The sequence below is a fragment of the Sphaerisporangium fuscum genome (assembly GCF_018531465.1).
Classification (GTDB): domain Bacteria; phylum Actinomycetota; class Actinomycetes; order Streptosporangiales; family Streptosporangiaceae; genus Sphaerisporangium; species Sphaerisporangium fuscum.
This window is the reverse complement of record NZ_JAHDTF010000028.1, coordinates 21575-42318: the sequence shown is the minus strand read 5'-3', so window position 1 is coordinate 42318 and position 20744 is coordinate 21575. Positions and strand designations below refer to the sequence as shown.

The following is a 20744-nucleotide window of genomic DNA, read 5'->3' as shown; positions in this document are numbered from 1 at the left end:
TGGCACGCACGGGAGTGCTGGTCTCCGCCTCGAACGGAGTCGTTTCCCGACGGTTACGGGAATGTGAAACGAAACTATTGACACCCTGTTCTGTTATCGCAAACACTCGGATCCACCGCACGGGACAGACAGCGAGGGCCCATGACAGTCGAACCAGCCCCGGACCGGCCGTCACCCCAGCCGTCCCGGTGTCCGACCAGGCGGTGCGGCCCGAGGCACCGGGCCGCCGAGCAGGACCATCCGGCGCAGGAGTGCGCTCGCGCCCCGGTTAGCCTTGCCCTACCGAAAGGCACACCGGTATGGGCAGCCGGAAAGTGAGCGCTAACAAAACGACGCCCGGTTGGGATGGGACATGACCTCCTCTACGGCCCTCCGTGAGGGCCACGCCGATCCGCATCGGCGCCCGGCCACGCCCGGGACCCGCCAGGAATCACACGACCACGAGCACAACGGACGGGAGTTCATCGATGAAGCCGCGTGACGAGCGCGAGATCTGGTTCCTCACCGGGAGCCAGGGGCTGTACGGCGAGGACACGCTGCACCAGGTCGCCGAGCAGTCGCGGCGGATCGCGTCCGAGCTGAACGACTCCCTGCCGTTCACGGTCACGTGGAAGCCGGTGCTCACCAGCGCCGATGCCATCAGGCGGGTGTGCCTGGAAGCCGGGGCCGACGACGCCTGCATCGGCGTCGTCGCCTGGATGCACACCTTCTCCCCCGCGAAGATGTGGATCAGCGGCCTGGACGCGCTGCGCAAGCCGCTGCTGCACCTGCACACCCAGGCCAACACGGCCCTGCCGTGGGACACCATCGACATGGACTTCATGAACCTCAACCAGGCCGCCCACGGCGACCGCGAGTTCGGGTACGTGCAGTCCAGGCTCGGCGTGCCGCGCAAGACCGTCGCCGGGCACGTCAGCGACCCGGTGGTGGCACAGCGCGTCGGCGCCTGGGCGCGGGCGGCGGCCGGCCGGGCCGAGGCCGCCACCATGCGCCTGGCGCGGTTCGGCGACAACATGCGCGACGTGGCGGTCACCGAGGGCGACAAGGTGGAGGCGCAGCGGCGCTTCGGCGTCTCGGTCAACACCTACGGCGTCAACGACCTGGTCGCCGAGGTCGACGCCGTGACCGACGCCCAGGTCGACGAGCTGGTCAAGGAGTACGAGGACACCTACGAGGTGGCGGCCGAGCTGCGCGCGGGCGGGGAGCGGCACGACTCCCTGAGGTACGGCGCGCGCATCGAGCTCGGGCTGCGCGGCTTCCTCGAGGCGGGCGGCTTCACCGCCTTCACCACCAACTTCGAGGATCTCGGCGGCCTGCGCCAGCTCCCCGGCCTGGCCGTCCAGCGGCTGATGGCCGACGGCTACGGCTTCGGCGGCGAGGGCGACTGGAAGACCTCGGTGCTGCTGCGCACCCTGAAGGTCATGGCGACCGGTCTGCCGGGCGGCACGTCGTTCATGGAGGACTACACCTACCACCTGGTGCCGGGCGAGGAGCTCGTGCTCGGCGCCCACATGCTGGAGGTCTGCCCGTCCATCGCCGCCGCCACCCCCTCGTGCGAGATCCACCCGCTCGGCATCGGCGGCCGCGAGGACCCGGTGCGGCTGGTCTTCGACGCGCGGCCGGGGCCGGCCGTGGTCGTGGGCCTGGCCGACATGGGCGACCGCTTCCGCCTGGTGGCGAACGAGATCGAGGTCGTCGACCCCCTCGAGCCGCTGCCCAGCCTGCCCGTCGCCCGGGCGGTGTGGAAGGCGATGCCCGACTGGCGCACCTCTGTGGAGTCGTGGCTGATCGCGGGCGGGCCGCACCACACGGTGCTGTCGTCGGCCGTCGGCGCGGAGGAGCTCAACGATTTCGCCGACATGCTCGGCGTCGAACTGCTGCTGATCGACCGGGAGACCACGACGCGGCAGTTCACCAAGGAGCTCCGCTGGAACCAGGCGTACTACCGCCTGGCCCAGGGGCTCTGATCCCCCCGGAAAGATGAGGAACAAGGCATGAAACTCCGGAACGGCGCCCTGGGCGTCGCCGCGCTCACTCTTGGACTGCTGTCGGCCGCCTGCGGCGGATCACCGTCCAGCTCCGCCGGCGACGCCTCGGCGGACAAGGCCTCGGGCCCGGTCCACATCAAGGTGTGGGCCTGGTACCCCGAGTTCAAGTCCGTGGTCGAGAACTTCAACGCCACCCACAAGGACGTCCAGGTCGACTGGGTCCAGGCGGGTGTGGGCCAGGACGAGTACACCAAGCTCAAGACCGCGCTGAAGGCCGGCACGGGCGCCCCGGACGTCGTCATGATCGAGTTCCAGGAACTGCCCACGATCAACATCACCAAGCACCTGCTCGACATGGGGCAGTACGGCGCCAACGAGGACAAGGGCGCCTACGCCGAATGGGCCTGGAACCAGGCCAGCGACGGGGACAAGGTCTACGCGATCCCCGTCGACGGCGGCCCCATGGCGATGCTCTACCGCAAGGACATCTTCGACAAGTACAAGCTGCCCGTCCCCAAGACCTGGGACGAGTACAAGCAGGCCGCCGAGAAGCTGCAGAAGGCCGACCCCTCGAAGTTCATCACCGCCTTCGGCACCAGCCCCGACGCCGCCGGCTGGCTGCAGGGCCTGTTCTGGCAGGCCGGCTCGCGCCCGTACACCTACTCGGCCGCCAAGCTGCCCAGCGTCGGCGTCACCCTGAACGACGCCAACGCCAAGAAGGTCATGGAGTACTGGAGCGGCATGGTGTCGGCCAAGCTGGCCGACCCCACCGCGTACGGCACCCCCGACTTCTACGCGGGCCTGACCTCCGGCAAGTACGCGACCTACCTGGCCGCGGGCTGGGGCCCGGGCTACCTGTCCAGCGTCGCCGCCAAGACCTCCGGCAAGTGGCGCGCCGCGCCGCTGCCGCAGTGGACGGCCGGCGGCAACGACCAGGGCGACTGGGGCGGCTCGGCCTTCTCGGTGACCGACCAGACCAAGCACCCCAAGGAGGCCACGCTGGTCGCGCGGGAGCTGTACGGCACCGGCGCCACGCCCTCCAGCGACGCCGCCTGGAAGATCGGCATCGACAAGGCCTTCCTGTTCCCGACGGCCACCAAGGTCCTCCAGGGGGACTACTTCAAGGACAAGACCTACTCCTTCTTCGGCGACCAGAAGGTCAACCAGGTCTTCGTCCCCGCTTCCGACGGGCTGACGCGCTTCGACTGGAGTCCCTTCCAGGACTTCGCCTACAACCAGCTGACCGAGCAGCTCGGTCAGGCCGTGGCGGGCAAGACGACCTGGTCGGGCGCCCTCGACACCCTGCAGCAGAAGGTCGGTGACTACGCCAGGCAGCAGGGCTTCACCGTCTCCCCCGCGTCCCCGTCCTAGCAGGTCAGAGTGGTCCGGGCGGGCCGATGACGCCGCCCGCCCGGCCCTCATAACGAGGAGAACCCCCCGATGGATTCCGTTCAGCTCGCCCGACCGGAACCGGCCGTGACGGCCGTCCCTCCGGGACGGCGACCGCGGCCCCTCGTGAACCAGCGACTCATCGGCCTGCTGTTCGTCAGCCCGTTCGTGCTGGTCATGCTGGCCTTCCTGGTGACCCCTCTGGCGTACTCGCTGTGGCTGAGCCTGCAACGCACCACCCTGGTGGCCGGCGAGCAGTTCGTCGGCCTCGCCAACTACGCCAAGGCCTTCGCCGACCCCGAGTTCCGGCGCGGCGTCCTGCGCGTCCTGCTCTTCGGCCTGGTGCAGATCCCGATCATGCTGGGGCTCGCCCTGCTGGGGGCACTGATCCTGGACGCGGTGACCGGCCGGCTGGCCAAGTTGTTCCGCCTCACCCTGTTCATGCCGTACGCCGTGCCCGCGGTGATCGGCGCGTTGATGTGGGGCTTTCTGTTCAGCCCGAACCTCGGCCCCGTCACGGGCCTGACCGAGGCGCTCGGCCTCGGCAAGGTGAACCTCCTGTCGACCGACCTGATCATGCTCGGGCTCGGCAACGTCGTCACCTGGCAGTGGACCGGCTACAACATGATCGTGCTGTACGCCGCGCTGCAGGGCCTGCCGCGCGAGGTGTACGAGGCGGCAGCCCTCGACGGCGCGGGGCAGGTGACCACCGCCCTGCGGGTCAAGGTGCCGATGATCTCCTCGGCGCTCGTGCTGGCGATGGTGTTCACCATCATCGGCACCCTGCAGTTCTTCACCGAGCCGCAGGTGCTGCGGCCCATCGCGGGCACGGCGATCAGCGGCGGGTTCACCCCGAACGTCTACGCCTACAACATGGCGTTCCAGTACTCCGACTTCAACTACTCGGCGGCGATCTCGTTCGCGCTCGGCACCGTCGTCTTCGTCGGGTCCTACGCCTTCCTGTTCCTTACCCGACGAAGGAGCGGCCTGCGGTGAGCAGCACGGTCAATCCGCGCGGCAACGCCGCCGTGAAGATCTTCATGGTGGTCGTGTGCGTCTACTTCCTGATCCCCTTCTGGTGGCTGATGGTCGCCGCCACCAAGAGCACCGACGACCTGTTCGGCAGCGCGGTGCTGTGGTTCGCCCACCCGGCCTCGATCTTCGACAACCTGGGGCAGCTGTTCACACAGAGCGACGGCGCCTACCTGCGGTGGCTCGGCAACACCATCCTCTACTCCCTGGCGGGCGGCGTCGGGTCGACCGCGGTGGCGACCTTCGCCGGGTACGCCTTCGCGAAGTTCCGCTTCCCGGGCCGACGGTTCCTGTTCGCGGCGCTGCTCGGCATGATCATGGTGCCGTCGACGGCGCTGGTCATCCCGACGTACCTGCTGCTCAGCAAGCTCCACATGATCGACACGGTCTGGGCGGTCATCCTGCCCTCCCTGCTCAACCCGTTCGGGGTCTACCTGGTGCGGGTCTACGTGCAGGAGTCGGTGCCCGACGAGCTGCTGGAGGCGTCCAGGATCGACGGCGCCGGGGAGTTCGGCACCTTCGCGCGGGTGGTGCTGCCGGTGCTGAAGCCCGCCCTGGTGACGGTGCTGCTGTTCTCGATGGTGGCCACCTGGAACAACTTCTTCCTCCCGCTGGTCATGCTGAGCAGCTCGCAGCTGTACCCGCTGACGGTCGGCCTGCAGTCGTGGTACGCCGCGGCGATGATCCAGAGCGGCACAAACCTGTTCAACCTGGTCATCACGGGCGCGCTGGTGTCGATCGTGCCGCTGGTGGTGACCTTCCTCCTCCTGCAGCGCTACTGGAGAGGCGGCCTGACCATGGGCAGCCTGAAGTAGCGCCGCGTCCTGGCCCGGCTCGTCCGCGTGCGGTCCTCTCTCCCTCCGCGACGGACGAGCCGAACACCGGCCCCCCTCGCGGCCCGGCCGTCGCGAGGGGGGCGTCAGGTCCCGCTCACCTGAGGGCGGGCACCGTGAAGGTCCTGCTCATCCGGCGGCGCGCACCGTGAAGGCGTACGAGCCGGAGCCGACCTCGATCCGGACCAGGCCGTCGGCGGCGCCGAGCAGCCGGGTCTGCGGGGCCGTGCCGGCGGCCCTGCCGCTCTCGGTGACCTCCGCCGCCGAGGCCGCGGGCACCCGGACCTCGGCGACCGCACCGACCGGGACGTCCACCTCGAGGTGGAAGACGCCCCCGGACCGCTTCCAGCGCACCTTCACCGGGCCGTGCGGGGTGCGGGTGGCGGCGTCGACGAAGGTCAGATCGCCGAGCGGCCGGGGCGCGATCAGAACGCGGTCGTAGCCGGGCGCCGCGGGCCGGATGCCGGCCAGGTCCTCGTAGAACCACTCGCCGATCGCGCCGCCGAGGAAGACGTGGTCGCGCGAGCGGGCGCCGGTGTCCCACCGCTCCCACAACGTGGTCGCCCCGTTGGCGGCCCAGTAGCCCCAGCTCGGGTAGGTGCGCTGGTTCGCCACGCGATAGGCCAGGTCGCCGTGGCCGCGCGCGGTGAGCTCGGTGAGCAGGTACTTCGTGCCGAGCGCGCCGGTGTTCAGGTGGTCGCCGCGCTCCTGGACGTCGCGGACCAGGCGGTCGGTGATCGCCTTCTCCGACTCCTGCGGCGCGAGGCCGAGGGCCAGCGCGATCAGCGCCGAGGTCTGCCGGTAGTCCGGGTCGCTCCTGGTGACGTAGGCGTCGCCGCGCAGGAACTCGGTGTTGAACGCGTCCTTCATCTTCGCGGCGGCGGCCCGGTAGCGGGTGGCGTCGGCGCCCTGGCCCAGGGTGTCGGCCACCTTGGCGAGGATCTGGGCGTTCATGAAGGTGTAGGCGGTACCGGCCAGGCGCATGTCCTCGGGGCTGTTGCCGCCGTACCCCGGCGCGAGGTAGTCGTTCAGCGTGCTGGAGTACAGGCCGGTGTCGGAGCGCTTGAGCCAGTTGTCCAGGTAGGTGCGCATGGCCGGGTAGTTCTCGGCGAGCAGGTCGCGGTCGCCGTACCGCTCGTACATCAGCCACGGGATCACGGTGAAGGACGCGTGCCACGGCGGCGCGTGCCAGCCCGCGCCGAGACCCCAGCCGTTGTCGGGGACGATCGCCGGCACGAGGCCGTCGACCCCCTGGCTGTCGCGGTGGTCGGTCATCCATTTGGTGAACAGCCGCCGCAGGTCGAACTCCGACATCTGCATCTCGGCCATGAGCTGGGCGTCACCGGTCCAGCCGTTCTTCTCGTACATCGGGGTGTCGGTCGGGATGCCGTGCCAGTTGTTCCGCACGGTCTGCAGCGTCATGGCGCGGACCTGGTCGAACAGCGGGTTGGAGCTGTGGAACTCCCCGACGGGGGTCAGGTCGGAGTGCACCTCGCGGCCGTCGAGGTCGTCCACCGTGGGGGCGTCGCCCGGCCAGCCGGTGACCTGGACGTACTGGAAGCCCTTGTAGGTGTAGCGGGCCTCCCAGGTCTCGGTGCCGGGGCGGCCGGCGAGGATGTACTCGTCGGTCTGGAAACGGCCGCTGACGTGCCCGCTGACCGCCTGCACGGTGCCGTCCTCGTTCAGCCGCTCGCCGTACTTCAGGCCGACCTTGGCGCCCTCGGGGCCGTGCACCCGGATGCGGGCCCATCCGGCGATGTTGCGGGGCAGCTTGAAGACGTAGGTGCCCGGCGTGGGCTGGGTGACCGACTCCGGCCGCAGCGTGGCCGCGACCCTGATCGGCTCCTGCTCCTCGGGGACGATCGCCCCGGCCGGGGCGCGCAGGGTGCCGGCGGGCTTCCAGGAGCTCGCGTCGAACCCGGGGGCGTCCCACCCGCGCTGCTCCTGCCGGGCGTCGTAGGTCTCGCCGCCGTACAGCGAGTCGAAGCGCACCGGGCCCTCGGAGTAGCGCCAGGTGCCGTCGCTGGCGACGGTCTGGGTGCTGCCGTCGCGGTAGGTGACCACGAGCTGGGCGAGCATCCGGGGCTCGGCGGTCCAGGGCGTGTCGTTCCAGTTCCAGACGTTCTGCTGGGTCATCCCGTAGAAGCCCCGCCCGAGCCGCGCGCCGATCACGTTGCCGCCGTGGCGCAGCAGGCGGGTGACGTCGCGGGTCACGTACTGGACGCGCTTGTCGTACCTGGTGAAGCCGGGTTCCAGCACCTCGTCGCCGACCCGCCTGCCGTTGAGGCTGAGCTCGACGTACCCCGCGCCGGCGGCGTAGAGGCGGGCCCGGGAGACGGCCTTGCCCAGGAGGCGGAAGTCGCGGCGCAGCAGCGGCTCGGGCAGGGCCGGACGCTCGGGTGTGACCTTCCCCCAGGGGCCGCCGCCCCAGGGGGCGAGCACCTTGGCGGCCGGCCAGGCCGAGTCGTCGTAGGTCGTGCTCTTCCAGTCGTCCCGCGGCTCGGCGTCGGCCGTTCGCCAGGCGCCGCCGGTGTCGATCCGGCGTCCGGGGAGCTCCAGCCTGCCCATGAGGCCGGCGGGGCCGGGCCTGCCGTTGGCCGCTTGGACGGCGATGGTGTTGCGCCCCTGACGGAGCTTCCCGGCGACGTCCACCACGATCGGGCGGCGCCAGTTCTCCTGCTCCGGCGAGGCCTCCCTGGAGCCGACCTCGACACCGTTGACCCAGGCGGTGAAGCCGTCGTCGGCGGTCATGATCAGCCGGGCGACGCCGGGGACGGCCGAGAGGTCGAACGAGCCCCGGAAGTACCTCGTGGCCGCCGGGGCGTCGGAGGCGGGGTCGCCCTCGGGGTACCAGATCCAGTCGGCGCCGGTCAGGTCGGGCCTCGGGGCGTCGCCGGCGGGCGCGCCGATCCAGGTCCCCGTCCAGCCGCCCGCCGCCGGCGCGGTCTCGAACGAGGCCTGCTCGCTCCAGCCGGACCATACGCCCCTGGCGTCGGCCACCTTCACCCGCCAGGTGTACCTGCGGGCGGGACGCAGGGCGGGGCCGGCGTAGCGCACGTCGTAGGAGCGCGCGTCCCTGACCTCGCCCGAGTCCCAGACCCGGTCGCCGTCCTGGTCGTCGACGGTGATGCGGTAGGCGGTCTGCCGCTGCCCTCGGCCGCCCGCGCGAAGCAGCCAGCCCAGCCTGGGCCTGGCCTCGGCGACCGCCATCGGCGCGGAGGCGTGTTCGGTCTCGAGATCGGTGACCCGCAGATCGGTGACCCGCGCCGCGGCCTCGGCGGGCACCGCCGCCACCACCAGGACCAACGCGGCCATCAAGAAGGCTCTCATGCTGCCCTTCCTGTTCGGATGGCGTCGAATGCTGGGGGGATAAAACGTTTCAACGCCGTGAAGGACATTAAATCGATCAAACAGGCCCGTCAATAGCGCACCTGGGCGATCGTGAAGCCGCCGCGGCCGATTGAGCGTTAACACGATTTAAGAACGGGAGACCCTGACGTCACGCTTGCCCTCAGGCGATCATTTCGGGGACGGGAGCCACGGACGGGGCCTCGGCGAGGCGTACCTGGAGGCAGGCGCCCGGTCCGCCGTCCGCCACCGACACCTGCCCCCCGTGCAGCCCGGTGATCTCCCGGACGATCGCCAGGCCGAGCCCCGCTCCGCCCTCGTCCCTGGCCCGCGCCCCGTCGAGCCTGGTGAACCGGTCGAAGACGGCCGCCCGATGCTCCGGCGGGATGCCCGGCCCGTCGTCGCGGACCTCCAGCAGCACCACGCCGGCGGCGGCCACGACCCGTACGTCCACGGCGGAGGAGGCGTGCCGGACGGCGTTGTCGACCAGGTTGGTCACCAGCCGCGCAAGCTGGGCGCGGGAGCCCCGGACCAGCACGTCCGGCTGGAGGTCCAGGCGCACCGGGACCTCGCGGCGGGGCCGGGGCCGCAGCGCCTCCTCCACGACGACCTGACCGAGGTCGACCACGGCGTCGCCCGGCGGTTCCCCGGCGTCCAGGCGGGCGAGCAGGAGCAGGTCGGCCGCCAGCGCCTGCAGCCGCTCCACGTCGGCGAGCGCCTCACGGCCCGTCGGGGGCGCCACGAGTTCCAGGCGGGTGCGCAGCGTCGCGATCGGGCTGCGCAGCTCGTGGGCCGCGTCGGCGACGAAGCGTTTGTGCTGCTCGACGGCGTTCTCCAGGCGGTCGAGGGTCGCGTTGACCGTACGGGCGAGCGCCGCGACCTCGTCCCGCGCGTGGGGCACGGGCACCCGCCGGTGCAGGTCGCGGGCGGTGATGTCCGCCAGCTTCTCCCGGATGCCGGACACCGGGACCAGCGCCTTGCCGACGAGGAACCACGTCATCGCCGCGACGAGCAGCAGCAGGGCGGGTATCCCGAAGACCAGCATGCGGTTCAGGACGCTCAGCGCGGTCCGCGCGGGGGCGAGCGAGCTGCGGGCGGTGACCAGCACGGGACCGGCGGAGGTGTCGACGGTCGTGGTGACGGAGGCGTAGCCGGCGTCGTACTCCTCGGCCTGAACGCTCACGCCGGGAACCGCGGCCGTGGAGAGACGCCCCACCTGGACATCGGGGTCCGCGACGGCCCCGGCCGCGCCACCCGCCCCGGCGGCGGAGCTGCCGGCCGTACCACCCGGCCCTCCAGCAGAGGACCCGGCCGCGCCGCTCGGTTTTGCGGCCGGGACGCCTGGCGCGCGGGCAGGATCCCCGGCGGGGACGCCGGGCGTCTCGTCCGAGGTCGTGGCCGGGACGCACGGCGTGCCGCCCGCTCCCGCAGCGGGGATCGCCGGCAGGGCCGTGACCGCCAGGGTGTCCGCCACGCGAACCGCCTTCAACGAGGCCTCCGCCGCGGCGCTCTGTTCGAGGCTGGTGCCCAGCACCCGGTTCAACGCCACCGCGGCCCCGCCCAGCGCCACGGCGACGATCAGGGTGGCCGCGACGGTGGCACGCAGCCGCACCGACCAGCGTGCGGGCCGGCGCGCCGCCCACCTCCTCAGCGGCACCGGATCCACGCCGGCCTCCACCGCGTCCGCTGCGGTCCCCTCCGGCCCCTGCGCGCGCCCCGGCACCGCCTCCACCCGCTCCCGTCCTCGGATACACCCCCGCGACGCCTCCGCCCCCTCCGGTCTCCGGCCGCGCCCGGGCACCGCCTCCGGCCGGTTCCGGTCGCCGGCTCCGCGGCTCACGGTGTGCCCTCCAGCCGGTAGCCCGCGCCGCGTACGGTCACCAGGGACGAACGGCCGAAGGGGGCGTCGATCTTCCTGCGCAGCGCGCTGATGTACACCTCGACGATGCTCGGATCCCCGTCGTAGGCGAAGTCCCAGGCCTGCTGGAGCAGTTCGGCCTTGGACACCACCTCGCCCGCCCGCCGTGCCAGGGCGTGCAGCACGGCGAACTCCTTGGGCGTGAGCGCGATGTCCACCCCGGCGCGGCGGCACCGCATGCCGGCCGGGTCCACGACCAGGTCGCCGACGGTCAGCACGGCCGGTCGTTCCCGGCCGCCCCGCCGTACGAGCGCACGCAGCCGGGCGAGCAGCACCACGTAGGAGAACGGCTTGGACAGGAAGTCGTCGGCGCCGGTGTCGAGGGCCTCGGCCTCGTCGTACTCGCCGTCCTTGGCCGTCAGCATCATGATCGGCGTCCAGTCCCCGGCGTCGCGCAGGCGGCGGCAGACGGCGTAGCCGTTGACGCGGGGCAGCATCACGTCGAGCACGATGGCGTCGTAGGCGTTCTCGGTGGCCAGCCACAGGCCCTCGGCGCCGTCGTCCGCGATGTCGACCGCGAACCCCTCCCCCGCCAGGCCGCTCCTGACCAGCTCGGCCAGCCGCCGTTCGTCCTCCACCAGCAGAACCCGCATGCCCGCCAGCTTGCACCAGGCGACCTGAAGCGAACCTAAAGATCACTTCGGCCGTCTTCAGGTTCGCTTCAGCCCGCGGATGCCACCGTCGTCCCCGACCGGCCCGCGAAACGCGGGACCGACCGTCGACAAGGAGATGTCGAATGCTCATCAAACGCTTGCGGTCCGCCGTCGCGACGGGCCTGCTCGGCACGGCTCTCGCCGCCACGCTGACCGCGGCGGCCCACGCCGACGAGCCGTCCCCGGCGCCCTCCCCCGGCACGACCGTGGTCGTGACCACGGCCCCGGGCGCCCCGCACTGCTCTGCCACCGTCCTGACGGTCAAGGAGAAGGACGGCCGCCTGGTCGTCCTGAAGGACGGCAAGGAGGTCGACGCCGAGGAGATCGAGGCCGTTCCCGCGATCCCCGCCACTCCGGTGGAGGGCACCGTGCCGGACGGGAACGGCCGCGCGCCGTCCACCCTGGCGGACAGCACGTCCGCTGAGGCGGACGGCCCGTCGTCCCAAGCGGACGACTCCTCGGCCGAGGCGGGCAAGACGGACGAGGGCCCGTCGTTCACCACCCGTGCCGACGCCTCGGGGAAGGCCGAGCGCGGAGTGCCGTCCACCATCGCACTGACGTGCGCGGAGGCCGCGCCCGAGCGGAAGTAGCGGACGCGCGCTTCACAGGCCGGCACCGGCTCGGTACCGGCGGCCGCTCCCGGGTCCTCACCCGGGAGCGGTCCCCTTCAGTTCGCACTCCGCGCAGGGCGGGACGCTCGACGCCGGCATGACCGCTCCATCCGGGACCGATCAGGCCGTCCCCGCCCGTCGCGCCACCGTCGCGACGGGCGGGCGGGCCTGGCCGGGCTCAGCTGCCCGAGCCGGTGGTGCGGTGGGCCGCGATGCTTGACGCGGCCGGCTGGGCGGCGGCGTCGAACCGCCACCAGTTCACATTGAACAGGTAACCGCTTCCGCCGGTGAACCTGAGGTACAGATCATGGGTTCCCGTCGCACCGCTGACCGGGCAGGAGACGTTCACCCAGGTCTGCCATCCGCCGGTGCCCGGGACGGTGCACGTCCCCATCAGGGTGCCGTTCAGGCCGTCCGAGCGAAGCTCGATTCTGCCGCCACCGGTCGCCGAGGCCACCCTCGCGGTGAACGACGTCGCCCCGGCGCCGAAGGCGACGCCCTTGACCTTGATGGAGTCGCCGTTCTCGATCCACCCGACATCCATGCCGCCTTCGCCGGCCGATTCCGTCTCGACGCCGGACTCCCAGGCGATCGTCTCCGCCTCCTGCCGGACGTAGGGATTCAGGGTGCCCACCTGGGGCGCCCCTGTCGTCGTCATGTTGATGGTCGGGATGGTGCCGTCGGCGTTGTAGGTGAACTTCTCCACGGCCACCGAACGGGTGAAGCCGCCGCCGCCCGGCAGCGCGCCGTTGTGGTAGAAGAAGTAAGAACCTCCCCGGAAGTCGATGACACCCGGGTGGTTGGTGAAGCTGCCGCCCTGCGTCGGCATGATCGTCCCCCGGTAGGTCCATGGCCCGGTGGGACTCGGGGCCGTCGAGTACGCGATGAACTCGGAGCAGCATTTCGCGGCGAACACGATGTAATACAGGCCGTTGCGCTTGTAGACCCAGGGCCCCTCTTCGAACAGGGTCGGACGGTTCGCATCCCCGGTGCGGGTGCCGAAGCCCGCGGTGGTGAGGGGGATCTGGGCCGGGCTGCCGGTATAGGAGATCATGTCGGCGTTCAGCCTCACGTACCACAGGTGCGGGTTTCCCCAGTACAGATAGGCCTGCCCGTCGTCGTCGATGAAGACGGTGGGGTCGATCTCGCCGTTCTCGACGAGCGGGTGTCCGAGGGCGTCCTTGAACGGCCCGGTGGGGCTGTCCGAGACCGCCACCCCGATGGCCATCCGCCCGGTGGCCCGGCTGGTCGTCGGGACGTACCAATAGAACTTGCCGTTCCGGTAGACGGCCTGGCCCGCCCACGCGTCGGACTTCGCCCAGCTGAAGGTGGCGACGCTCAGCGGGGAGCCGTGGTCGGTCCAGTTCACCATGTCGTCGGACGACCAGACCCGCCATTCCTTCATGGTGAAGTAAGTCGAGCCGTCCTCATCGTGCCCGGTGTAGAGGTACACGCGGCCGTTGTAGACGAGCGGAGCCGGGTCGGCGGTGTAAATGGTCTGGACGATCGGGTTGTCCGCCCTGGCCGCGGCGCCGGGAAAGAATGCCGCGATGCTGAGCAGGACCACCATCCACGCGATTCTTCGCCCGGCCCTGATGCCGGCCGGTAGCCCAAATGCCGATCTCACGATCACTCCTGGGGGCAGTGCGGATGTTCGGGACGGGATCAGGTGCGGGTCCAGCGTTGGTTGGCGCCGCCGTTGCACGACCAGATGGTCAGCTTGGTGCCGTTGGCGGTGGCGTTGTTCGGCACGTCCAGGCACTTGCCCGCCCCCACCGCGGTGATGGTGCCGTCGGAGTCCAACCGCCACCGCTGGTTGTCCTGGCCGTTGCAATCCCAGATGATCACCCCGGTACCGTCGGCGGTCCCCCGGTTGTACACATCCAGGCACTTGCCGCCATAGACCCGCAACTCACCACTCGCCGTCGGCGTCCACTGCTGGTTGACCTGACCGTTGCAGTCCCAGATCTGCACCTGCGCGCCATTGGCCTGCGAACCACCGGACACGTCCAAACACCTGCCCGACCCCACACCCCTGATCGCCCCCGCGGGCGGGGGCGTGACGACGCCTCCTCCGGTCACGACGTACATGGCCGCCCCGTGCCCGGGGACGGACGCGCTGATCGTCCCGGTAGAGGAGGACGTCGTGTGCGCCCACAGGTCGCGCACCGAGTAGGAGGACGCGGACCCCAGCCCCAGGGCGGAGGCGGTGGTGGAGACCGTCGAGGTCGAGGTGCCCCGGTTGAGCAGGACGACCGCGACCGAGCCGTTCGACATCGGCTTGCGCCAGACCTCCAGGTCGCCGTTGTCGCTGATCTTGTGGCCCTGCCTGCCGCCCCAGTCCTGGTCGACCGCGATGACCTCGGTGTTGGTGAGGATCGTGCGCGCGTCGGCGCTCATCGTGCGGATGTCGTTCCCGGCCAGGAGCGGCGCGTTGAGCAGCGACCACAGGCTGAAGTGCGCGCGGCCCTCGGTCCCCGTCAGCCCGCCGACGCCCACCTCCAGCATGTCGGGGTCGTTCCACCCGCCCGGGCCCGAGTACCCGTCGAGGCCGACCTGCTGGTCCAGGATCCCGGTGATCGAGTTCCAGTTCGCCGCGATGTCGCCCGTGTCGCGCCAGGAGTTGCCCACGGGCATCCCCCAGGTCCACACGCTCTCCTGCCCCCAGTTGCACAGGCTGTACAGGATCGGACGCCCGGTCGCGGCCAGCGCGTCCCGCATGGCCGTGTACCGTTGCCGCCCGTTCAGGCCCTGGTGGTCACCGCAGTTGTCGTACTTCAGGTAGTCGATCCCCCAGGAGGCCCACAGAGCCGCGTCCCGCCGTTCGTTGCCCAGGCTGGCCGGGTACCCGGCGCAGGTCGTGGTTCCGGCCGAGGAGTAGATGCCGAGCTTGAGGCCCTTGGAATGGACGTAGTCGGCCAGGGCCTTGATGCCGTTGGGGAACTTCTGCGGATCCGGCACCAGGTCACCGTTGGAGTTGCGGGTTTTGGTGGACCAGCAGTCGTCGATGTTGACATAGGTGTAGCCCGCGGCCGCCATGCCACTGGAGACCATGGCGTCGGCCGTCTGACGGATCAGGCCGTCGTTGACGTTGCAGCCGAAGCTGTTCCAGTCGTTCCAGCCCATCTGGGGGGTGCGGGCCAGGCCGTTGTCCAGGGCGGCGGCGGGCGACGTCCCACCGCCGATCGCGACGATGGAGCAGGCTGCGAGCACCGTCGCCAGTGCCGAGCCGAGACTTCTGCGCATCTGATTCCTCTACCTGCCGGGTGTCGGGGAGATCTCCGGTGATCCGTCGGGGTTCTGGAGGGTTCGCCTGGAGGCTGGGGCGATCCGCCCTCGCTCGTCGCGGCGGCGCCGGTGTGGGTCAGGAGGTGGTCGAATCGGTTCGGGTGACGGCGTGCAGGTCGACGGCCGCTCTCCGAGGAGGGATGTCATGGGTCAGGTGCGGGTCCAGCGTTGGTTGGCGCCGCCGTTGCACGACCAGATGGTCAGCTTGGTGCCGTTGGCGGTGGCGTTGTTCGGCACGTCCAGGCACTTGCCCGCCCCCACCGCGGTGATGGTGCCGTCGGAGTCCAACCGCCACCGCTGGTTGTCCTGGCCGTTGCAATCCCAGATGATCACCCCGGTACCGTCGGCGGTCCCCCGGTTGTACACATCCAGGCACTTGCCGCCATAGACCCGCAACTCACCACTCGCCGTCGGCGTCCACTGCTGGTTGACCTGACCGTTGCAGTCCCAGATCTGCACCTGCGCGCCATTGGCCTGCGAACCACCGGACACGTCCAAACACCTGCCCGACCCCACACCCCTGATCGCCCCCGCACCCGGCGTGGGCGTGCCGCCCCCCGGCTGGCCGATGCTTCCAGGTACCGACTGGAGCGCGTCGTACCAGGCGGCGGCCATCTTGTCGTAGCCGCCGGCCGTGGGGTGGACACCGTCGATCAGGTCGGCGGTGGTCACCTTGCTGTGCATGTCGACCAGGTGGACATGTGCGCCGCTGTTCACCTTGCTCTGGACGATGCCCGGGATAGCCGCGTTGAAGGCGCGCCCGGCCGACTCCTGCCCGGCGTTGGACAGCGGGATGATGGTCGCGACGAAGATGTCCGCAGTGGGCACCGCTGTGGTGATGTGGTCGATCAGCGCGGAAAGCCGCTGCGGGGCACCGGCCAGATTGTAGTTCTGCAGGACATCGTTGGTGCCGATGTGCAGCAGCACCGTGCGCGGTGTGTACGTACGCAGCCAGCCGGCGATGCTCGCGTCGATCTGATCGATCCGCCATCCCGGATGGCCCTCATGATCGTGGTCGCCCAGGCCGCCCGGTCCGTTGAACTGTGACCCGACGAAGTCGACGGTGTAGCGTCCGGCGGCCAGGCGCTGCCACAACCCGATCCGGTATCCGCCCGGCACCTGGGTGCCCTCGGTGATCGAGTCGCCCAGCGGCATGACCCGTACCCCGCCGTTGGACTCCGCGACGGCGACTCCCGTCCACGTCGCCGTGCCCGCCACCGCCAAGGCCACGGCCGTCACCGCGGCGGCCCACCATCGTCCCCAGGTACGCATGCTCAACCCCTCGCCGCCATCAGGAGGAGCCCGAATCGATGGGCATTGTTCGCGTTAACTCATCGAATCCCTCAACGAGCCCCCGGGGCGCCGGATGCGCCCGCCGGGCGCGCGTCGCGAGGACGCCGGCCGCCCATCCTCCACGGCGTCCGTTCGGACGTGACCGTATCCAGTGCGGCTCCAGCGGGTCTGTCACGGACAAGAGGACCTCCTTGGGGGAGATTTCGGCGAGTCGGCTCGCGGCGAGCACAGCGGGGAGGCCGACCGATTCGCCACCTCGACGGCAGCTCTCGACTTGCCTCTGTGAGCGCTAACATTTCCGTGGGTGAATCCAGCGCTCCTTCCGTGCGGACCGGCCGAGGTGGTGTGTGGCGGAGCAAACATGACGTGAGGAGATCCGTCAAGGGGTCACCTCCGCCCGCGCCACCGCTCCGTCGCCCGCCGAAATGACCTGATCTGGCGCGATGGCATGCCGTCGCGCTGTCACGGCGGGGCGCGACGATGAAACGTTCATCCCCGGGACGGCGCGTCCGGATGAGGACGCACCAGCGCACAGCCCCTTTGGGCGCCGACCAGCGATCGAATCGATTCGTGGATGTCCTTGACACGTCTCGCGGTGCTTTCCACACTGAGTCGGGCCGATGACGCCCGCGGTGAGGTCGGCGGGCCCGGCCGCCTCCGTGGCCGAGCTTTGGCCGGGCGTGCCCTGACAACGGCCCCGAAACCGGACAGAGCACGCGCTGAGCACCTCGAGTTCCAGTCACCGCCAACGGCACCAAGCCGGCCATCTGGTCGTGCGACGGCGGCGCCGACCAACGCTGGACCCGCACCTGACCCGGTCTCGGCGGCCCGGCGCCTGTACACCTCCGCCGGGCCGCTCACCCGTGAGCACGACCCCCTGAGTGAGGAGCGCGAGATGAACGTCGGCGACCTGATCCGCCGAGCCCGGCCGTGGCGTTCCACGCCACCGGTCCACCCGCCCCGTCCCTCCGTGAGCAAGGAGTCCCGTGTGGGCGCCACAGCCGGCACGCGGCACGGAAGCCGTCGTGGGATCGCCGCCTTCATCGCCGCCGGCGCGCTCGTCGCCGGGTCCGTCATGACGGACGCCACGCCGGCCCTGGCCGCGGACCAGACCATCACCGTCGACTTCTCCGCCGGCGGCGGCTCTCCGACCTACCGGGCCTCGGGGTGGATCTACGGCATGACGGAGAACGCGTCGGCGCCGCCTGACCACTTCTACACCGATGTGAAGTTCCGGTACATGCGCGCCGGCGGGGCGCAGCTCGACAGCCCGGGCGGCTGGGTGTCGGGCAAATACGACCGCCGGTGGAACGCCACCCGCGCCCAGCTGCTGCGCACCCGATCGCTGGGCGGGGAGTTCATCCTGCTCGTCCACGACCTGTGGGGCGCCGACGGCTACCCGATCTCACGCTTCCCCGGCGACAACGGCGACTGGACCGACTACGACAACTTCCTCACCCGTCTGATCAATGACGTACGGGCGACGGGCGCCACCGTACAGTGGGACCTCTGGAACGAGCCCAACATCACCTTGTTCTGGAACCGCCCCCAGTCCCAGTACTTCGAGATGTGGAGGCGCGCCTACCAGCGCATCCGGGCCGCGTTCCCGACGCATCTCATCGTCGGGCCGAGCTGCGCGTGCGTACCCTCGGCCACCCACGCGTTCTGGAACCAGTACCTGGACTACGTCAAGGCCAACAACGTGGTCCCCGACATCATCAGCTGGCACTCCCTGCCCGGCGACCCGGTCGCGAATGTGGCGGCGGCCGACAGCACGCTGAACCCCCGGGGCATCCCGCACCCGCGCCCGTACCAGATCAACGAATACGGGGCGTCCAACGAGCAGAACCCCGCGGACGGGGCCTGGTACATCGCTCGCCTGGAAAGGGCCGGAGCCGACGGCTTGCGCGCCAACTGGGCGGGCGGGGGAAACCTGCACAACGACCTCGGCAACCTGCTCGTCCGCGACTCGGCAGGTCAGTACCAGCCGAAGGGCGAATGGTGGGTCTACCGCTTCTACGGCTCCCAGACCGGCCAGATCGCATCCGTCACCCCCAGCTCCTCGTACGACGCGTTCGCCACGAAGGCGACCGGGACGGCCAAGATCCTGGTCGGCGGCGGCACCACGACCGGCGGCATCGCCGTCGATCTGCGGCGCCTGGACACCACGAGCGGCATCGTGCGGAACAACCAGGTGAGAGTCGTCGCCGAGCGCATCCCTTACAACGGTGGCGGCGCCGTCCAGGGCCCGGGCACCGTCCAGGACTCCGTGGTGACCCTGTCCGGCAACGGCACGACGGTCAACCTCCCGCACACCGCCATCGACGACACCTACACGATCACGCTCCTGCCCCCCACCGGCCCCGGTGGTGGCTCGACGTCGGTGTTGCGCAACGTCAACGCCGGGCGATGCCTGGACGTCCCGAACGCGAGCACGAGCAACGGCACCCAGCTCCAGCTCTGGGACTGCGGTGGCGGCGACAACCAGCGGTGGACCCTGACCTCGTCCGGTCAGCTGCAGGTGTACGGCGACAAGTGCCTGGACGCCAAGGGGCAGGGCACCGGCGACGGCACGCAGGTGATCATCTGGGACTGCAACGGCCAGGCGAACCAGCGGTGGAACGTCAATGCCGACGGCACCGTCATCGGAGTGCAGTCCGGCCTGTGCATGGAGGCGAGCAACTTCGGGACCGCGAACGGAACGAAGGTGCAGCTGTGGTCCTGCACCGGCACGACCAGCCAGAAATGGACAAAGAGCTGACCCGCCGGCGGGGGACATCGTCCTCCGCCCCGGCCGCGGCGTCCCAGTGGTGACGAGGGTGCCGCGGCCGGGGGTTCGCGAGTCCGGCGCGTCGCCGGCCATCACCTGGTCAGGAGGCGCTGCAGGAGAGGGCGGGGGTGGCCGCTGTGCCGTTGGCGGTGAAGCCGAACGTGGTGGTGCCGCCGGCCGCGACCGAGCCGTTGTAGGACTCGTTCCGGACGTTGACGTCGGCTCCCGAGCCGGAGCGGACGCCGTTCCACAGGCTGCTGATGGTCTGCCCACCGGGCCAGGTCCAGGCGACCGTCCAGCCGTTGATGGCGCCGGTGCCCGCTCGGACGGTGACGGTGGACTGGAAGCCACCGGGCCAGGAGTTCACCGTCTCTATGATGGCCGCGCATCCACCGGGTACAGGCGTCGGGGTGGGAGTGGGAGTGGGAGTGGGAGTGGGTGTGGGACCGGGCGACGAGTCGCTGTCGAACTGGGAGAAGAACTTCCACACCTCCCCCTTGGTCCAGGTCGCGATGCCGTTCTCGGTGTAGGTCCCGTCGACCGGACCGGGCGTGTGACCGTTGTCGAACGCCGCCCAGACGACCGGATACCCGGCCCGGCACCCGGAATAGGCGGTGACGATGTGCGTCCGGCTGCCCGAACTCGGCTCGCGTGGGTTCTGCACGGTGCAGCCGTTGTTCCGGACGAACCGGTCACGCAGCGAGCGTCCCTGTGAGATGTCGAGCACGGTGTCACCGATGCCGTGGAGCCCCATGTAGGCGATGGGCTGACCGCCCCCGCTGCATCCGCTGAGCTGGGCCCCGGAGAAGACCGCGACCGCACGGAAGACGTCCGCCCGGGCGCACGCGATCGCGTAACTCATGGCACCCCCGTAGCTGAATCCGGTGGCGAAGAGCTGCGAGGTGTCGACACAGAGATCCGCTTCGATACGCCTGATCATGTCGTCGACGAATACCAGGTCCTCGCCCCCTGAGTTGGCCCAGCCGTTGTTGAAGCCCTGGGGCGCGACGAAGATCGCGCCGTTGTTCGACAATTGCCTGAGTCCGTAGAAGGACCAGGGATAGCCACTGGTCCCGCCCGAGTCGACCTCGGCGGCGGTGCCGCCCAGCCAGTGGAAGGCGAAGATCAACCGGTAGGGCGTGTTGGCGTTGTAGTTGTCGGGGAGCCGCAGAATGTAGGAGCGGTTCTTGCCGCTGGTCTGAATCGACTGAGTACCGCTCTTCAGCGTCGGAGTCCTGCCGCATCCGGCAGTCGCCGCGAGGGAACGGCCCGTGGCCGGCGCGGCTCCATCGATGCTCTTGCTCAACGCCGAGTGCCCCATGGTCAGGACGAGAAGCACCGCGGCCGCGATCGCCCCCAAGAAGGGGCTGCGCCGTAACATCACCCAACTCCCTCCACGGATGGAACATGAAGGGATTCTGATGGTGGGATCATTCATCTCTCCTTTATCGGGGTGAGAGTATCGGGCTGCTGCGATGCATTTCTGATCAGGAGGATCGAACGCCTGAAACCGCTCAGGCGTTTCGCAGAATTCATGTTAACGTTAACAACAAAGTCTCCACTGCTCCTCTCCGGAAGAGTGCGGGAAGGTGATGACGCAGCGGAGCAAATATGCCCGCGA

At 70.1% G+C, this 20744-nt stretch carries 13 protein-coding genes; 6 read left to right on the top strand and 7 right to left on the bottom strand.

All coding sequences use genetic code 11. From position 1 onward, the window contains the following. The first annotated feature begins 467 nt into the window (after window positions 1-467). The 4 genes from araA (at window position 468) to KIK05_RS32345 (ending at window position 5224) form a co-directional block, all read left to right on the top strand. Window positions 468-1967: an L-arabinose isomerase gene (gene araA / locus KIK05_RS32360; protein ID WP_214414632.1), complete on the top strand. Its 1500-nt coding sequence runs from the start codon at window positions 468-470 to the stop codon at window positions 1965-1967. Between the two features lie 27 nt (window positions 1968-1994). Next, a complete protein-coding gene (locus KIK05_RS32355; protein ID WP_214414631.1) occupies window positions 1995-3359 on the top strand; it encodes an ABC transporter substrate-binding protein in 1365 nt (454 codons plus the stop codon). A gap of 144 nt (window positions 3360-3503) precedes the next feature. Next, window positions 3504-4373: a carbohydrate ABC transporter permease gene (locus KIK05_RS47395; RefSeq protein ID WP_214414630.1), complete on the top strand. Its 870-nt coding sequence runs from the start codon at window positions 3504-3506 to the stop codon at window positions 4371-4373. After that, window positions 4370-5224 carry a carbohydrate ABC transporter permease gene (locus KIK05_RS32345; protein WP_214414629.1) on the top strand — a complete coding sequence of 285 codons (855 nt, stop codon included), beginning with the start codon at window positions 4370-4372 and terminating at the stop codon, window positions 5222-5224. Before KIK05_RS47395 ends, KIK05_RS32345 begins: the two co-directional genes overlap by 4 nt. A gap of 147 nt (window positions 5225-5371) precedes the next feature. Here the strand turns inward: KIK05_RS32345 and KIK05_RS32340 are convergent, their stop codons facing one another. The 3 genes from KIK05_RS32340 to KIK05_RS32330 all read right to left on the bottom strand — a co-directional run bounded on the left by KIK05_RS32340 (window position 5372) and on the right by KIK05_RS32330 (window position 11101). After that, on the bottom strand, window positions 5372-8572 hold the full coding sequence (locus KIK05_RS32340; RefSeq protein WP_214414628.1) for a family 78 glycoside hydrolase catalytic domain: 3201 nt from the start codon (window positions 8570-8572) through the stop codon (window positions 5372-5374). 181 nt (window positions 8573-8753) lie between these two features. Then, window positions 8754-10322: a sensor histidine kinase gene (locus KIK05_RS48385; RefSeq protein ID WP_308250200.1), complete on the bottom strand. Its 1569-nt coding sequence runs from the start codon at window positions 10320-10322 to the stop codon at window positions 8754-8756. Window positions 10323-10426: 104 nt separating this feature from the next. Continuing rightward, on the bottom strand, window positions 10427-11101 hold the full coding sequence (locus tag KIK05_RS32330; protein WP_214414627.1) for a response regulator transcription factor: 675 nt from the start codon (window positions 11099-11101) through the stop codon (window positions 10427-10429). Window positions 11102-11244: 143 nt separating this feature from the next. Between KIK05_RS32330 and KIK05_RS32325 the strand changes: the two genes are divergently transcribed. Then, window positions 11245-11751, top strand: a complete 507-nt coding sequence (locus tag KIK05_RS32325) for a hypothetical protein (protein ID WP_214414626.1) — start codon at window positions 11245-11247, stop codon at window positions 11749-11751. Between the two features lie 199 nt (window positions 11752-11950). Here the strand turns inward: KIK05_RS32325 and KIK05_RS32320 are convergent, their stop codons facing one another. The 3 genes from KIK05_RS32320 to KIK05_RS47380 form a co-directional block, all read right to left on the bottom strand. Then, window positions 11951-13342, bottom strand: a complete 1392-nt coding sequence (locus KIK05_RS32320; protein ID WP_250563833.1) for a glycoside hydrolase family 43 protein — start codon at window positions 13340-13342, stop codon at window positions 11951-11953. Window positions 13343-13437: 95 nt separating this feature from the next. Beyond that, window positions 13438-15018 carry a lectin gene (locus tag KIK05_RS32315; RefSeq protein ID WP_214414625.1) on the bottom strand — a complete coding sequence of 527 codons (1581 nt, stop codon included), beginning with the start codon at window positions 15016-15018 and terminating at the stop codon, window positions 13438-13440. Window positions 15019-15210: 192 nt separating this feature from the next. Continuing rightward, window positions 15211-16332 carry a lectin gene (locus KIK05_RS47380; RefSeq protein WP_250563832.1) on the bottom strand — a complete coding sequence of 374 codons (1122 nt, stop codon included), beginning with the start codon at window positions 16330-16332 and terminating at the stop codon, window positions 15211-15213. Between the two features lie 1009 nt (window positions 16333-17341). Between KIK05_RS47380 and KIK05_RS32300 the strand changes: the two genes are divergently transcribed. Then, window positions 17342-19114, top strand: a complete 1773-nt coding sequence (locus tag KIK05_RS32300) for an RICIN domain-containing protein (protein WP_214414624.1) — start codon at window positions 17342-17344, stop codon at window positions 19112-19114. 109 nt (window positions 19115-19223) lie between these two features. Here KIK05_RS32300 and KIK05_RS32295 read toward each other — a convergent pair whose 3' ends face one another. Then, complete coding sequence (locus KIK05_RS32295) at window positions 19224-20504, bottom strand: CE1 family esterase (RefSeq protein ID WP_250563831.1); 1281 nt, start codon at window positions 20502-20504, stop codon at window positions 19224-19226. Window positions 20505-20744 lie beyond the last annotated feature (240 nt).